The sequence below is a fragment of the Bradyrhizobium sp. BWA-3-5 genome (assembly GCF_032917985.1).
GTDB lineage: Bacteria > Pseudomonadota > Alphaproteobacteria > Rhizobiales > Xanthobacteraceae > Bradyrhizobium.
On record NZ_CP136626.1, the window covers coordinates 3740701 to 3754673 of the forward strand.

16 protein-coding genes are annotated in these 13973 nt (G+C 64.3%); 8 read left to right on the forward strand and 8 right to left on the reverse strand.

The features are described from left to right. Positions 1-16: 16 nt before the first annotated feature. Positions 17-769: a triose-phosphate isomerase gene (gene tpiA, locus RX331_RS18055; protein WP_317257797.1), complete on the forward strand. Its 753-nt coding sequence runs from the start codon at positions 17-19 to the stop codon at positions 767-769. 1 nt (position 770) lies between these two features. Here the strand turns inward: tpiA and RX331_RS18060 are convergent, their stop codons facing one another. After that, entirely contained in the window at positions 771-1304 is a 534-nt protein-coding gene (locus RX331_RS18060) for a GNAT family N-acetyltransferase (protein ID WP_317257798.1), read from the reverse strand. 23 nt (positions 1305-1327) lie between these two features. Further along, entirely contained in the window at positions 1328-1894 is a 567-nt protein-coding gene (locus tag RX331_RS18065) for an XRE family transcriptional regulator (RefSeq protein WP_317257799.1), read from the reverse strand. 228 nt (positions 1895-2122) lie between these two features. Here RX331_RS18065 and secG point away from each other — a divergent pair, with 228 nt between their 5' ends. Together secG and RX331_RS18075 are read left to right on the forward strand one after the other, a co-directional pair. Continuing rightward, on the forward strand, positions 2123-2500 hold the full coding sequence (gene secG / locus RX331_RS18070; protein ID WP_317257800.1) for a preprotein translocase subunit SecG: 378 nt from the start codon (positions 2123-2125) through the stop codon (positions 2498-2500). Positions 2501-2666: 166 nt separating this feature from the next. Then, on the forward strand, positions 2667-4298 hold the full coding sequence (locus RX331_RS18075) for a CTP synthase (protein ID WP_317257801.1): 1632 nt from the start codon (positions 2667-2669) through the stop codon (positions 4296-4298). Between the two features lie 14 nt (positions 4299-4312). Here the strand turns inward: RX331_RS18075 and RX331_RS18080 are convergent, their stop codons facing one another. The 3 genes from RX331_RS18080 to RX331_RS18090 form a co-directional block, all read right to left on the reverse strand. Next, the gene (locus tag RX331_RS18080; protein ID WP_317257802.1) at positions 4313-4945 is read right to left on the reverse strand and encodes an SAM-dependent methyltransferase; all 633 of its coding nucleotides are present in this window, start codon (positions 4943-4945) and stop codon (positions 4313-4315) included. Positions 4946-5054: 109 nt separating this feature from the next. Beyond that, positions 5055-6434, reverse strand: a complete 1380-nt coding sequence (locus tag RX331_RS18085; RefSeq protein WP_317257803.1) for a HAMP domain-containing sensor histidine kinase — start codon at positions 6432-6434, stop codon at positions 5055-5057. Next, positions 6431-7105, reverse strand: coding sequence for a response regulator transcription factor (locus RX331_RS18090; protein WP_317258168.1), 675 nt, complete (start codon positions 7103-7105; stop codon positions 6431-6433). Before RX331_RS18090 ends, RX331_RS18085 begins: the two co-directional genes overlap by 4 nt. Positions 7106-7326: 221 nt before the next feature. On the opposite strand from RX331_RS18090, the gene RX331_RS18095 reads away from it, so the two are divergent. The 4 genes from RX331_RS18095 to RX331_RS18110 all read left to right on the forward strand — a co-directional run bounded on the left by RX331_RS18095 (position 7327) and on the right by RX331_RS18110 (position 10335). Next, complete coding sequence (locus RX331_RS18095) at positions 7327-7653, forward strand: NIPSNAP family protein (RefSeq protein ID WP_317257804.1); 327 nt, start codon at positions 7327-7329, stop codon at positions 7651-7653. A gap of 91 nt (positions 7654-7744) precedes the next feature. After that, positions 7745-8599 (forward strand): 3-deoxy-8-phosphooctulonate synthase, encoded by an 855-nt coding sequence (gene kdsA / locus RX331_RS18100; protein WP_317257805.1) that lies wholly within the window; start codon positions 7745-7747, stop codon positions 8597-8599. Between the two features lie 13 nt (positions 8600-8612). Further along, positions 8613-9806: an MFS transporter gene (locus RX331_RS18105; RefSeq protein WP_317257806.1), complete on the forward strand. Its 1194-nt coding sequence runs from the start codon at positions 8613-8615 to the stop codon at positions 9804-9806. A 145-nt stretch (positions 9807-9951) separates the two neighbouring features. After that, positions 9952-10335, forward strand: a complete 384-nt coding sequence (locus RX331_RS18110) for a VOC family protein (protein ID WP_317257807.1) — start codon at positions 9952-9954, stop codon at positions 10333-10335. A gap of 172 nt (positions 10336-10507) precedes the next feature. Here the strand turns inward: RX331_RS18110 and queF are convergent, their stop codons facing one another. From queF to RX331_RS18125, 3 genes are all read right to left on the reverse strand, one after another. Next, a complete protein-coding gene (gene queF, locus RX331_RS18115) occupies positions 10508-10984 on the reverse strand; it encodes a preQ(1) synthase (RefSeq protein ID WP_317257808.1) in 477 nt (158 codons plus the stop codon). 143 nt (positions 10985-11127) lie between these two features. Then, positions 11128-11517 carry a hypothetical protein gene (locus RX331_RS18120; protein ID WP_317257809.1) on the reverse strand — a complete coding sequence of 130 codons (390 nt, stop codon included), beginning with the start codon at positions 11515-11517 and terminating at the stop codon, positions 11128-11130. Beyond that, the gene (locus RX331_RS18125) at positions 11514-12500 is read right to left on the reverse strand and encodes a lyase (RefSeq protein WP_317257810.1); all 987 of its coding nucleotides are present in this window, start codon (positions 12498-12500) and stop codon (positions 11514-11516) included. Before RX331_RS18125 ends, RX331_RS18120 begins: the two co-directional genes overlap by 4 nt. A gap of 178 nt (positions 12501-12678) precedes the next feature. Here RX331_RS18125 and eno point away from each other — a divergent pair, with 178 nt between their 5' ends. After that, positions 12679-13962, forward strand: coding sequence for a phosphopyruvate hydratase (eno, locus tag RX331_RS18130; RefSeq protein ID WP_317257811.1), 1284 nt, complete (start codon positions 12679-12681; stop codon positions 13960-13962). The last annotated feature ends 11 nt before the right edge of the window (positions 13963-13973 follow it).

Consider the following 13973-nt stretch of genomic DNA (forward strand, 5'->3'; position numbering starts at 1 on the left):
TTGCGGGATAATCGACATGACCGACGTCATCCGGCCGCTGATCGCCGGCAACTGGAAAATGAACGGCCTGAAGGCTTCCTTGAGTGAATTCGAAGCCATGATCGCCGGCGCGGGCGCGCTGGCCGGCAAGGCCGACCTCCTGGTCTGCCCGCCCGCGACCTTGATCGCGCCTTTCGCCGATAAGGCGCTCGGCTCGAGACTTGCTGTCGGGGCCCAGGATTGCCACGCCAAGGCCTCGGGCGCCCATACCGGCGATCTCTCGGCGGAAATGCTCGCCGATGCCGGCGCTAGCGCCGTCATCGTCGGGCATTCGGAGCGCCGCGCCGACCATGGCGAGACCGATGTGGTGGTCCGGGCGAAGGCGGAAGCGGGGTGGCGGGCAGGGCTGACCGCCATCGTCTGCATCGGCGAGACCCAGAAGCAGCGCGACGCCGGCCAGACACTCGACGTCTGCGGCACCCAGCTTGCGGGTTCGCTCCCGGACGGTGCGACGTCGGCCAATCTGGTGGTGGCCTATGAGCCGGTCTGGGCGATCGGTACCGGGCTGACGCCGACGCCCGCCGATGTCGAGCAGGTTCATCGCTTTATTCGCGGCGTTCTCACCAGCCGGTTTAAGGCAGAAGGCAGAAAGATCCGGATTCTTTACGGCGGCTCGGTCAAGCCCTCCAACGCGGCGGAATTGATGGCGGTCGCCGACGTCAATGGCGCGCTGGTTGGCGGCGCCAGCCTGAAGGCCACCGATTTCCTGGCGATTGCGGAGGCCTGCTGACTTACGCGGGCGCGCTTTCCGCCAGCCGCTTCCAATAGATCAGCGTGCCCGTCAGCCCGCCATGGGGCTTGAACGCGTAGTTGGGAATGACACCGGTCAGCTTGAAACCGACCCGCTCATAGAGGCCGGCCGCGCCTTCATCCTCGGCGGTGTCGAGCACCAGGAGCCAGCGTTGATGCGTGATCGCCAAACGCTCGGCTTCGCGCAACAGCGCGGTGGCGATGCCGCGGTGGCGGTGACTGACGCGCGTCATCATCTTCGCGATCTCGGCGCGGTGCGGCTGGTTCGGCGGCAGATCGAGCAGCAGCGTCACCGTTCCGATTAGCTCGTCGCCGTCAAAGGCGCCGAGGATGACGCGTTCGCCGCGCTCCGCTGCGCTCAGCGACTTCGACCAGAACGCCTCGGCCGCTTCCCGCGACAGCGGATGCATGAAGCTGACCGATCCGCCATTAGCCACCGTCTCGATCAAGATCTCACTAAGCGCTGCGCAGATTTCGGCCGAGGGCGTCAGGGCTTTGATCGTGACATCAGACATGGGCGTGAGATTCCGCATCGGCGTCAGCTCCGGACCAGTGCCACGACATAGGTACAGGGCGCGGAGCTCTCATTGGCAAATGTAGCCTCCGCCGGCGGACCGAAGCCGAGACAGTCGCCGGCATGCAGCTCATAGCGCTGCCCGCCGTCGGTCAGCACGAGCGCACCCGACAGCACCCAGAGCACCTGGCGGATGTGGGCGTAGGACGAGGCCGGCAGCGTCACGCGCTGCTTTGGCGGCATCTCGACCTTGATGATCTCGATCGGGTGATCCGGCCGGTTGAACACCTGCCGGCGCAGGTAGCCGGTCTCAGGGTCGCGCCACACCGCCTGGTCGGCGGCCCGCGACAGGCGGTCGCCCTGGCCTTCGGCGCGCAGCATCAAGCCGGCCAGGGTGAGGTCGAAGGCGCTGGCGAGGCGGACCAGCACCACCGCGGTCGGTGAGACCTCGGCCCGCTCGACCTTGCTGATGGTTGCCTTGGAAACCCCGGAGCGTTCAGCAAGGTCGGCCAGCGACCAGCCGCGGCTGTCGCGTTCCAGCCGGAGGCGATGGGCGAGGCGGGTGCTGAGGTCGTCTACTAAAGTATCCATTCGTCTATTATATGAGAAATATCCGCGACCACAAGTCCCGAGCCGAGCGCATGGGCGAGGGGGTATGCATATCCTTGTCGCCGCGCCTGCGGCAATTATCTCAGGGGCGGCCGATGGGGGTGACAATGCCCCGTCCGATCGTGTAACACCGCGCAACTTCAGGAAAACCCGCAAGCGCTTGCTGCAGCCGAAGCCCGGCGCCCTTGGCTTGTGACGGAAGGTTTTGAGATGCAGACCGTCATCATCGTCGTTCACCTCATGATCGTCACCGTGCTGATCGGTGCGGTGCTGCTGCAGAAATCCGAAGGCGGCGGCCTCGGCATGGGCGGCGGCGCCGGCTTCATGTCGAGCCGCGGCACCGCCAATCTGCTGACGCGGACAACGGCGATCCTGGCCGGACTTTTCTTCCTGACCAGCATGGCGCTGGCCTGGCTCGCGGGTGTCGATCGCAAGCCGGCCTCGATCCTCGGTGCGCCGACGACGCAGTCGCAGCCGGGTGGCGCGATGCCGGTCGCTCCGCCGACCTCCGGCGGTGTGCTCGACACGCTCAAGAAAGTTGATGAACAGCAGGCCCCGTCGGGCCCGCAGGCACCGCGTTCGCAATAACGCAGGGTGGCTATGCAGGACGGCCTCTACCGTCCTGCATCAGAACTTCCCATCAAGCCTCTGAAATCGTTTCAATTTTAACGTCACCCACAGGCCGGCGATTAGTTTGCCCGCGCACGCGATTCGTTTTGGCGAATCGGGTCTGTGGCCTTAAAGGTAGGGTCCCATGGCGCGGTACATATTCATCACCGGCGGCGTGGTTTCTTCGCTCGGAAAGGGTCTGGCTTCGGCGGCACTCGGTGCCCTGCTGCAGGCCCGCGGGTACAAGGTCCGTCTCCGCAAGCTCGACCCCTATCTCAACCTCGATCCCGGAACGATGTCGCCGTATCAGCACGGCGAGGTGTTCGTCACCGACGACGGCGCCGAGACCGATCTCGATCTCGGCCATTACGAGCGCTTCACCGGGCGTCCGGCCACCAAGGCCGACAACATCACCACTGGGCGTATCTATCAGGACATCATCAGCAAGGAGCGTCGCGGCGATTATCTCGGTGCGACCATCCAGGTCGTGCCGCACGTGACCAACGCGATCAAGGAATTCGTCCTCTCCGGCAACGATGAATTTGATTTCGTGCTGGTGGAGATCGGCGGCACCGTCGGCGACATCGAGGGCCTGCCGTTCTTCGAGGCGATCCGTCAACTCAAGAACGAGCTGCCGCGCGACCATGCGGTCTACATTCACCTGACGCTGCTGCCCTACATTCCAAGCGCCGGCGAACTCAAGACAAAACCGACCCAGCACTCTGTGAAGGAGCTGCGCTCGATCGGTATCCAGCCGGACATCCTGCTCTGCCGCACTGATCGCGAAATTCCGAAGGAAGAGCGCCGCAAGCTCGGCCTGTTCTGCAACGTGCGCGAAAGCGCCGTGATCGAGGCGCGCGACGTCGACAATATCTACGCAGTGCCGGAGGCCTATCACGCCGCCGGTCTCGACGATGAAGTGCTGGCCGCGTTCGGCATCAGTCCGAAAATTCCGCCGGCGCTGCAGAGCTGGAACGTGATCAACGAGCGCGTGCGCAATCCCGAAGGCGCAGTGACCATTGCCATCGTCGGCAAGTACACCGGCATGAAGGACGCCTACAAATCGCTGATCGAGGCGCTTTCCCATGGCGGCATCGCCAACAAGGTGAAGGTCAATCTCGACTGGATCGAGAGCGAGGTGTTCGAGAACGAGGACCCGGCGCCGTTCCTCGAACATGTCAACGGCATCCTCGTGCCCGGCGGCTTCGGCCAGCGCGGCGCCGAGGGCAAGATTCGCGCGGCGCAGTTCGCGCGGGAGCGCGACGTGCCGTATTTCGGCATCTGCTTCGGCATGCAGATGGCGGTGATCGAGGCGGCGCGCAATCTGGTCGGCATCGAGGACGCGAACTCGACCGAGTTCGGCCCGACCAAAGAGCCGCTGGTCGGCCTGATGACGGAATGGTTGCGCGGCAACGAATTGGAGAAGCGTTCGCAGTCGGGCGACCTCGGCGGCACGATGCGGCTCGGCGCGTATCCGGCGACGCTGAAGCGCGGCAGCCGCGTCTCGGAAGTCTATGGCGGCGCGCTGGAGATTTCCGAGCGCCACCGCCATCGCTACGAGGTCAACACCGCGTACAAGGACCGCCTCGAGCAGCACGGCCTGCGCTTTTCGGGCCTGTCGCCCGACGGCGTGCTGCCGGAGATCGTCGAATATGAGGACCATCCCTGGTTCATCGGCGTGCAATTCCACCCCGAGCTGAAATCGCGTCCGTTCGAGCCGCACCCGCTGTTTGCGTCGTTCATTGAGGCGGCGGCAAAGCAGAGCCGGCTGGTCTGACTTCTGGCCATGGCTTAAACCGTTTTTGTTTGCGCCAGCGCAGAAGTCGACATCACCGTGCTCTGTGTGACGAGCTTGTTCTGCGGCCTGCGCGTCAATCGATAGACCGCCGCGGGCGGTACATTCAGCATGGCACGGTCGACCAGCTTGGCTTTCAGTCCAAGCCGGTCGAGGACAGGACGCGGCACCGGACAGCGAAGGCCGTAGGTGAACTGATAAAACGCAGCACCGGGTCGCATATAGCTGAACGCGCCGCCGACCACCGAGATGATTTTGCGGGTTGACATGTTGAGCAGCGGAAGGCCGCTGACGACGGCGCCCACCGGTGCGCCGTCGAACAGGCGCTCCGTCGCCAGTCTCGCTGCGTCCATCCAGACGACGCGCGCGCCGGGAAAGCGCACCTGCAACAACTTCATGAAGTCTGAGCCATATTCGACCAGCGTCAGATCTTGCTGGCGGACCCCGCGCCTGAGCAGTTGGTAGGTGAAGGCTCCGGTGCCTGGGCCGAGCTCGAGGACCGGGCCATTCGATGCTGTTATCTCGCTGGTAATGAGTTCGGCGAGCGCCGGGCTGGATGGGGCAATCGCGCCAACGCGGCCAGGCGCCGACATCCAGGCGAGGAAGAAAGAGAAGAAGTCATGTGACATGCGCACTCCGGCAGACAAAGTGATCGCCTCTCAATTCGATGACGAGGCGTAATCCAATGTCCGCTGCCTGCATTGCGACAGCATTGCGCGGCGACCGGCAGGCGAAGTTCTAATTCAGGGAAGGAGCGGGCGGCAGCGCGAGACGAAAGCATGCGCCGCCACTCGGGCCATCGAATACCGATACGTGACCGCCATGCAGCCGGGCGATCTCGCGCACCATGTTGAGTCCGAGACCGGCACCGCGATCGAGCGGCGTGAGGCGATAGAACGGCTCGAATATCAGCGTGCGCTGTTCCGGCGGAACGCCGTCGCCTTCGTCACCGACGTCGATGGTCGCGGGCAAACCGACGTGAATACTGATGGTTCCGCGCCGGCCTCCATGCTGGATCGCGTTCTGCACGAGGTTGGTCAGCGCACGCTCCAGCGCGGAACGATCGCCGATGATCTCGACGCGTTCGGCTGCCGTGTCGAGCGCCAGTTCGTAACCGCCAGCGATCGCGAGCGGCGCGAGGTCGGCGACGACTCCTTGCGCGACAGCCGCGAGATCGACGCGGCTGAAGGGTTGCCGGCATTGATCGAGGCGTTGGATATCGAGCAGTTGTTCGGCCAGCGTCGATAGCCGTGCGGTGTCCTCGAGCAATCGCGTCTTGTCGGCTCCCGCCGGCAGCGATTCCAGCCGGGTGGTCAGGATCGCAATCGGCGTGCGCAGTTCATGCGCGGCGTCCGCAACAAAGCGCTGGTGGCGCTGATAACCTTGATCCAGCCGCGCCAGCGCATCGTTGATGGCGGTAACAAGCGGCGTTACCTCGAGCGGGATGTGGTGCGCAGAAAGCCGGGCGCCACGCTGATGGATATCAATCTGGCGTGCCTGCGCTGCCGCCGTATCCAGCGCGGCGAAGGCCCGCCGCACCACCATCGGCGTCGCAATGAAAGTCGCAATCGCCATCATGGCAAGGCCGGGCAGCGCGACGCCGAGAAACGCCAGCGCCGTGGCGAACACCGTCCTGGCGCTGGATAATGGCTCCTGGGTGGCCGTGAGCACCTGTACGGGACCGGCGTCACTATTAACACGCTTCAAGCGCGCCGGTGGCTTGCGCGGATCATCCTCGAGCAATTGCCAACCGAGCCGTGCCTGGCTGATCTTATCGAGTGCGCCGCCGATCCCGGCGAATTCGGATGGTACCTTGCCTTCGGACAGCGAATGGCCCTGCCGGTCGCGCACCAGGAACCAAAGGTCCGGTGTCCTGTCGCGGAGATCCTCCAGGTCCGCGGTCGGCCGCAGCATCAGCCCGCCTTGCGCGTCGCGCACGAGCGCGCGCTGCACGATGCCGATGACATGATCCTCGTCCCGCGGAACGAGCAGGATGCCGGAGACGCACAACGCGGCGATCAGGAGTACGACGAGCGTGACTAGCAGCACCGCCTGCATCGAGATCAGTTGCCAGCTCAGCCGCGAGCGCAGGCAATAGGGTTCGGCCTGATCGGTCACGGTATCGGTCTCAACAGGTAGCCGACGCCGCGAATGCCGTGGATTTCGACCAAGGCATCCACGTCGGCAAGCTTGCGGCGCAGCCGCGACACATGGGTATCCAGAGCGTTCGACTGCACCGCGTCATCGAAGCTGTAGACGGATTCCTCCAGTGCGGCCCGCAGCACGGTTCGGCCGAGGCGCCGCACCAGCGTTTCCAGTACCAGCAACTCGCGCCGTGGAAGGTCAAGCGGCCGCCCGTCAACGCTGGCCTCGCGATGGCTGAAGTCAAAAGCAAGCCGTCCGGCCTTCACGATGTCCGGCTGCATGCCGGCAGGCCGCCGCAGCACGGCGCGCAGCCGTGCCAGCAATTCCTCGACCGCGAAGGGTTTTGCCAGGTAATCGTCCGCGCCGCTGTCGAGGCCCTCAATCCGATCGGTGAGCTCGCCGCGCGCCGTAAGCACGATGATGGGCACGCCGTCGACCCGCGCCCTCAGTTTAGGGATCAGCGCCAGGCCATCGCCGTCAGGCAGTTGGCGGTCGAGCAGCACCGCGCCGTGAACGTCGGCGGCAATGGCCTCTTCGGCCTCGGCAAGCGTCGGCACATGGTCTACCACCATGTCATAGCGCTTCAGGGCCGAAGCGAGCGCCGCCGCCATTTCCACTTCGTCTTCAACGAGCAATATCCGCATTCCCTGCACTCTGGATATCCTGACCGGCCCGAATTAGCGCCAGTATCATTGCGGCAGCATTGCGGGAACGGGTTAAAGGGGAGACCCAGATTGCGCTCGGCGGCTGGCATGGGGCAACGACCAGCCATGCGCCGTGCGCCGCATGGTGCGCGGGATCGGCTCAAGACAGCTTCCGGGGCAACCGCTATAACCGCCCGCGAAATCATGTGGGAGGACCATCAATGATCATGGAAATGCGCGTCTATCGCTGCCTGCCGGGCCGCCTGCCGGCGCTGATGAAGCGATTCGATACGCTGACGCTGAAACTGTGGGACAAGCACGGCATCAAGCAGGCCGGCTTCTACACCACGCTGATCGGCACCTCCAATCAGGAACTGACCTATTTCATCGCCTGGGACTCGCTCGCCGACCGCGAGAAGAAATGGACCGCATTCCAGTCCGATCCCGACTGGATCGCCGGCCGCGCCAAGAGCGAAGAGGACGGCCAGATCATCGACAACATTGTCAGCCAGCTCCTGGTGCCGACCGCGTTCTCCGCGGTAAAATAGCCGCGCGCGCAACCCTGACATTCGGGGTTTAAACGGGGTTGATCCTGAGGTCGCGGACCGGCATGGTCCGCGCCAACAGAAGGAACATCCCTTGAACGTGAAACTCGACGCAGCCCCGGTCGTCTCGGTCGGCAAAGTCAAATTCGGCAATAATCTGCCGATGTCGATCATCGCCGGCCCTTGCGCGCTGGAGAGCCGCGCGCATGCGCTCGAAGTCGCCGGCGCCCTGAAGGAGATCGCCGGCCGGCTCGGCATCGGGCTCGTCTACAAGACCTCCTTTGACAAGGCGAACCGAACCTCCGTCTCGGCCGGACGCGGCATCGGGCTGGCGCAGGCCTTGCCGATCTTTGCCGAGATCCGTGCTTCGCTCGGTCTTCCCGTGCTCACTGATGTGCACGAGCCCGCACAATGCGCCGAGGCCGCGCAGGCGGTGGACGTGCTGCAGATCCCGGCATTCCTGTGCCGGCAGACCGACCTGCTGCTGGCGGCCGCGGCGACCGGCAAAGTTGTCAACGTCAAGAAAGGCCAGTTCCTCGCGCCCTGGGAAATGACCAATGTCGTCGGCAAGGTCACCGGCGGCGGCAATCCCAACGTGATGGTGACGGAACGCGGCGCCTCGTTCGGCTACAACACGCTCGTCTCCGACATGCGCGCGCTGCCGATCATGGCGCAGACGACCGGCGCCCCGGTGATTTTCGACGCCACTCATTCGGTGCAGCAGCCGGGCGGGAAGGGCACCTCATCCGGCGGCCAGCGCGAATTCGTCCCCGTGCTGGCGCGGGCGGCGGTGGCGGTCGGCATCGCCGGCGTGTTCATCGAGACCCATCCGGATCCCGATTCGGCGCCGTCCGATGGACCCAACATGGTGCCGCTGCGCGAGTTCGAGGCGCTGGTGAAAACGCTGATGGAGTTCGACGCGCTTTCCAAGCGCGGAAGTCGGCAATGATGCTGGTGGCGCCGTGACCGCCGCCAAAGGCCTGCCGCCGGCGCTCAACATTATCGCGCTCGCGACCTTCTCCGCAGCCCTGTCCGCCCGCGCCCTCGATCCGGTGCTGCCGCATGTGGCCGAGGATTTTTCGGTCAGCATCGCGACCGCCGCCAGCTTCGCCGCCGCCTTCGCCTTCACCTTTGCCATCATCCAGCCGGTGCTCGGCGCCTTCGCCGACATCTTTGGCAAGGCGCGGCTGATGATCGTCGCCCTGGCGCTGCTCGGCTTCGCCAACATTCTCGGCGCGATGGCGACGTCGATTCCGCTGCTGTATGTGAGCCGCATCCTGGCCGGCATCGGATCGGGCGGCGTGTTTCCGATTTCGCTTGGGCTGACCAGCGATCTCGTCGGCCCCGACAAGCGCCAGATCGCGATCAGCCGCACGCTGGCCGGCGCCATGACCGGCAATTTGCTGGGCGCGACGGTATCCGGCCTGATCGGCGACTTCCTCGGCTGGCGCGGCGTGCTGGCTTTTCTCGGCGCGATTGTCGTCGTCGCTTCGATCGTGGTTGCGATCGGGTTTCGCGGCGCCGCCCTGACGCACCCGCCGCGCACCAGCCTGTCGGCCCTCAAGCAGGGCTACCGCACGATCTTCTCCAACCGGAACGCGTACATATGTTACGCGGCGGTCTTCATCGAGGGCTGCTGCGTGCTCGGCCTGTTTCCGTTCATCGCCTCTTTCTTGTTCGACCTCGGACAAACCTCGCTGTCGATCGCGGGCATCGTCATTGCGGGCTTCGCGGTTGGCGGTCTCTTCTACACCATGACGGTATCGCGACTTTTGCCTGTCATCGGCGTCAACGGCATGATCATCGGCGGCGCAGCGCTGGTCGGCGTGCAACTCATGGCGGTCGCGCTGGGGCCGGAATGGCGGCTGCAGCTACTCGGCCTCGTCTTCATGGGCTGGGGCTTTTACATGATCCATGGCAGCCTGCAGGTGTTCGCCAGCGAACTCTCGGCGGAAGCGCGCGCCACTGCGCTTTCGCTGCACGCATTCTTCTTCTTCATGGGCCAGACCGTCGGCCCGATCGCCTACGGTTTCGGCATCCAGCACGCCGGCAAGGTCCCGACCTTGCTCGCCGCGGGCACGGTGATGATCGTGCTCGGTTTTGCCTGTGCCAAATTGCTGCGCCAGACCAAGCCGGCGGATGCAGCCGTGACGTAACCGGTATCGAGCTCAAGTGAGAGAAAGCCACCCGCCCGAGACGGCGCCGTACCCCGAGCGATGGGCGCCAGCTAAGCCATAAGCCTGGAACCCACACGCAGACGTGACGTTGATCTGAGTCCAGCATTAAAGGTGGAGTCAAAGAATGAGCGATAGAAATCCTGTTGGCTGGTTCGAACTCTACGTTCGCGATATGGAGCGGGCGAAAGCATTCTACGAGAAAGTTCTGGGTATCTCACTGACGCGATTAGAGCAGTCGGGCGGTAGTCTAGAGAATATGTGGGCCTTTCCGATGAACCGCGACGGCAGCGGCGCGACCGGCGCGCTCGCCAAGATGGATGGCGCCCCGGTCGGCGCGGGCGGTACGATCATCTACTTCGTGTGCGACGATTGCGGCCAGACCGCAAAGCGCGCGAAGGAAGCTGGCGGAAAGATAGTAAAGGACAAATTCTCGATCGGCGCCTACGGAAACATCGCGCTGGTGTCCGACCCCGACGGCAACGTCGTCGGATTCCACTCTATGACCTGACCGGACGTCCGATGGCACGTCGCTCTCCATAGATCGTGTTCACGCGGACCACCATCATGCGTGAATGATTGTTCGGCTACCCTGACGACTTCCGGTTCGATACCGACCTTTGATCCGCCAGCGGCGCTCTTGCGAAGTGCCGACAGATCCGAACGCAGGGACATATGATGCATCAACCCCGCCCGCGATATGGTGCGACGCCCTGGTCCGGCACCCACACGTCCTTCGGCAGCTTGCCGGTCTGCCAGAACACGTCGATCGGGATGCCGCCCCGCGGATACCAGTAGCCGCCGATGCGCAGCCACTTTGGCTTGATCTCAGCGGCGATGCGCTTGCCGATCATGACGGTGCAGTCCTCATGGAAGGCGCCGTGATTGCGGAAGCTTGCCACGAAGAGTTTTAGCGATTTGGATTCCAAGAGCCATTGGCCCGGCACGTAGTCGATCACCAGATGCGCGAAATCCGGCTGGCCCGTCACCGGGCAGATCGAGGTAAATTCCGGTGCGGTAAAACGGACCAGATAATTGGTGCCGGCTTGCGGATTGGGCACGCGGTCGAGCCTGGCTTTCTCGGGGCTGTCGGGCCATTCCACGGCGCGGCCTAGCTGCAATGATTGCGGCAACGATTTCTGGGATGATTTCTTGGCCATCATGATCGTCCTTTGCGCGCCGACATGGCCGCAACAGGGTGCGCTCGTCAACTGGGGGTGATGCCGTGTCCCGGACGCGGTGCTGCGTGAACGCGGCGCCGCAGAGCCGGGACGCACCCGATGGATCCCGGCTCTGCGTCGCATCACTGGCGTGCTGCGCCGCGTCCGGGAAACGGGGCGGCGAGAAGCTTCACCAATGCCTGCCGCTCAGTCGCATCCTCGATCCCGCGCATCGACATCCACAATCCCGGAAACATCGCGGCGGGATCCGCCAGAAAGGTATCGAGGCGCTTTTCGTCCCAGCGCAGCCCATCGTCGCGCGCCTTGCGCAGCGCCGGCGAATAATCGAACTCGGCGTCGCCGGCGACCGTGCGGCCGATCAGGCCCGCGAGGTTGGGGCCGGGCAGGCCGCGGTCGGCAGGATCGAGGCTGTGACAGGCGCGGCAGGGCGTGAACGCCCGCGGGCCTTCTTCTTCCGCGAAGGCGGCAGCGGGCAGGAAAAACAACAGCAGGAGGACGGCGACGAACTTCACGCGAGCGTCTGTATCACGACCAGGCGGTCATTGCCGGATTCGGCGCCCCAGGTCTCGCCGGGCCGGCCGTCGAGCTGACGCACATTCGCGCCCGATTTGTCGCTCGGCAACGCGTTGAATTTTTCCGTGACGGGATCGAAACGCACGATGGCGTTGGCGCCGAAATCGGTAAGCCAAACCTTGTCCTTGTCGTCGACGTACACCGCATAGGCGCGCGGATTGCTCCCGGGCAGCTTCCATGCATTCCAGGAGCCGTTGGCGGGATCGTGCACCGATACGTTGCCGCTGTTCCACTCGCTGACCCAGATCCGGCCCTTCGAGTCTGACCACACCCGTCGTGCGCCCTGCTTTGGCGTTGATGGTTCGACCACCGTCGCCTGGCCGCTCGCCAGGTCGATCTTGGCAATGTGATTGCCAGCGAGCGAGGCATACCAGACTTCGCCTTTCGCCGTCGCCGTGATCCCGTAGGGGCCCACGCCGCGCGGCGCCTTGAAAACCTTCATGTCGCCCGATTTCGGATCGAGCCGGCCATAGATGCCGGATTGGCCGGTGAACCAGTAGATGCCGCTCTTGTCGAACACGCCGGTGTTGAGGTTGGCGTACGCCTCTTTTTCGGGCAGGCGGAACAGTGTCACCTTGTGATCGCCGGGGTCGACGCGCGCAATCGCGTTCTGTCCGCCCTCGGTCACCCACGGCGCGCCGTCGGGGCCTATGACGACGCCGTGAGGCGCCGCGCCCTTGCCGAGATTGATCAGCTTGAACGTGCCGTCCGCTGGGTTTAATCGCCCAAGCGTTCCGCTGCGCTGACCGGTGAACCAGATCGCGCCGTCGCGAGCGGCCGTCACGTCGTGCAGGCCCACGCCGGTCTCGATCGGATAATATTTCACGCGGAAAGGCCCTTCCTGGGCATTCGCGTGGCGCAGCAGGACGGGGGCGGCGAGGATTCCGGCGGCGGAGTTCCGAAGAAACTGGCGGCGATTCATTGCGTTACCCCGTTCTATCAATGTGAAGGTTTGGGCGCTGAGATCAACCTTGTAGCCAGTCTATCCTGACCCGGTCCCACGTTGCGGAAAAGGCCGCCGCCCAAGCGTTCACATTTGCTTGCTTGCCGTGTAAGACGCCTCCGAAACCTGACCCCACCATTTGCAGGAAAGCTCTGACATGACCGCCATCGTCGACATCATTGGCCGCGAAATTCTCGATAGCCGGGGCAATCCGACCGTCGAGGTCGATGTGGTGCTGGAAGACGGCTCGATCGGCCGCGCCGCCGTACCCTCCGGCGCCTCCACTGGCGCGCATGAGGCGGTCGAACTGCGGGACGGCGACAAGAAGCGCTATCTCGGCAAGGGCGTGCAGAAGGCGGTCGAGGCCGTCAATGGCGAAATCTACGAGGCGCTGAGCGACCACGCGGTCGAGGACCAGGTCCAGATCGACCAGATCATGATCGATCTCGACGGCACGCCGAATAAGAGCCGGTTAGGGGCCAACGCCATCCTCGGCGTTTCGCTCGCCTGCGCCAAGGCGGCGGCCGAATCCTTCGACATGCCGCTCTATCGCTATGTCGGCGGCACCTCGGCGCGGACGCTTCCCGTGCCGATGATGAACATCATCAATGGCGGCGTGCATGCCGACAATCCCATCGACTTCCAGGAATTCATGATCCTCCCCGTGGGTGCGGCGAGCTTCGCCGAGGCGCTGCGCTGTGGCGCGGAGATCTTCCACACGTTGAAGGGCGAACTGAAGAAGGCCGGCCACAATACCAATGTCGGCGACGAGGGCGGCTTTGCGCCGAACCTGCCGTCGGCCGATGCCGCGCTCGAGTTCGTCATGGGGGCGATCGGCAAGGCCGGCTACAAGGCCGGCAGCGACGTGATGCTCGGCCTTGATTGCGCGGCGACCGAGTTCTTCAAGGACGGGGCTTACGTCTATGGCGGCGAGAACAAGACGCGCTCACGCTCCGAGCAGGCAAAGTATCTCGCCGACCTCGTCGCGCGCTATCCGATCGTCACCATCGAGGACGGCATGTCGGAAGACGACATGGAGGGCTGGAAGGAACTGACCGATCTGATCGGCAAGAAGTGCCAGCTCGTCGGCGACGATTTGTTCGTCACCAACGTCACCCGGCTGGCCGACGGCATCAAGAACGGCCGCGCCAATTCGATCCTGATCAAGGTCAACCAGATCGGCACGCTGACCGAGACGCTCGCCGCGGTCGAGCTGGCGCACAAATACGGCTACACCTCCGTGATGTCGCACCGCTCCGGCGAAACCGAGGATTCCACCATCGCCGATCTCGCGGTCGCCACCAATTGCGGGCAGATCAAGACCGGCTCACTGGCGCGCTCCGACCGTACCGCCAAGTACAATCAGCTCCTGCGCATCGAGCAGCAGCTCGGCACGCAGGCGAAATATGCAGGGAAGGCGGCGCTGAAGGCCTTGGCGTAACGCGCCGGCGC

What these genes read in the sequence shown, in the direction of transcription:
- RX331_RS18065 (WP_317257799.1), bottom strand. Translation starts at nt 1,894, where the DNA reads ATGGATACTTTAGTAGACGACCTCAGCACCCGCCTCGCCCATCGCCTC.
- eno (WP_317257811.1), top strand. Translation starts at nt 12,679, where the DNA reads ATGACCGCCATCGTCGACATCATTGGCCGCGAAATTCTCGATAGCCGG.
- RX331_RS18090 (WP_317258168.1), bottom strand. Translation starts at nt 7,105, where the DNA reads ATGCGGATATTGCTCGTTGAAGACGAAGTGGAAATGGCGGCGGCGCTC.
- secG (WP_317257800.1), top strand. Translation starts at nt 2,123, where the DNA reads ATGCAGACCGTCATCATCGTCGTTCACCTCATGATCGTCACCGTGCTG.
- RX331_RS18080 (WP_317257802.1), bottom strand. Translation starts at nt 4,945, where the DNA reads ATGTCACATGACTTCTTCTCTTTCTTCCTCGCCTGGATGTCGGCGCCT.
- queF (WP_317257808.1), bottom strand. Translation starts at nt 10,984, where the DNA reads ATGGCCAAGAAATCATCCCAGAAATCGTTGCCGCAATCATTGCAGCTA.
- RX331_RS18075 (WP_317257801.1), top strand. Translation starts at nt 2,667, where the DNA reads ATGGCGCGGTACATATTCATCACCGGCGGCGTGGTTTCTTCGCTCGGA.
- RX331_RS18110 (WP_317257807.1), top strand. Translation starts at nt 9,952, where the DNA reads ATGAGCGATAGAAATCCTGTTGGCTGGTTCGAACTCTACGTTCGCGAT.
- RX331_RS18060 (WP_317257798.1), bottom strand. Translation starts at nt 1,304, where the DNA reads ATGTCTGATGTCACGATCAAAGCCCTGACGCCCTCGGCCGAAATCTGC.
- RX331_RS18095 (WP_317257804.1), top strand. Translation starts at nt 7,327, where the DNA reads ATGATCATGGAAATGCGCGTCTATCGCTGCCTGCCGGGCCGCCTGCCG.
- RX331_RS18125 (WP_317257810.1), bottom strand. Translation starts at nt 12,500, where the DNA reads ATGAATCGCCGCCAGTTTCTTCGGAACTCCGCCGCCGGAATCCTCGCC.
- tpiA (WP_317257797.1), top strand. Translation starts at nt 17, where the DNA reads ATGACCGACGTCATCCGGCCGCTGATCGCCGGCAACTGGAAAATGAAC.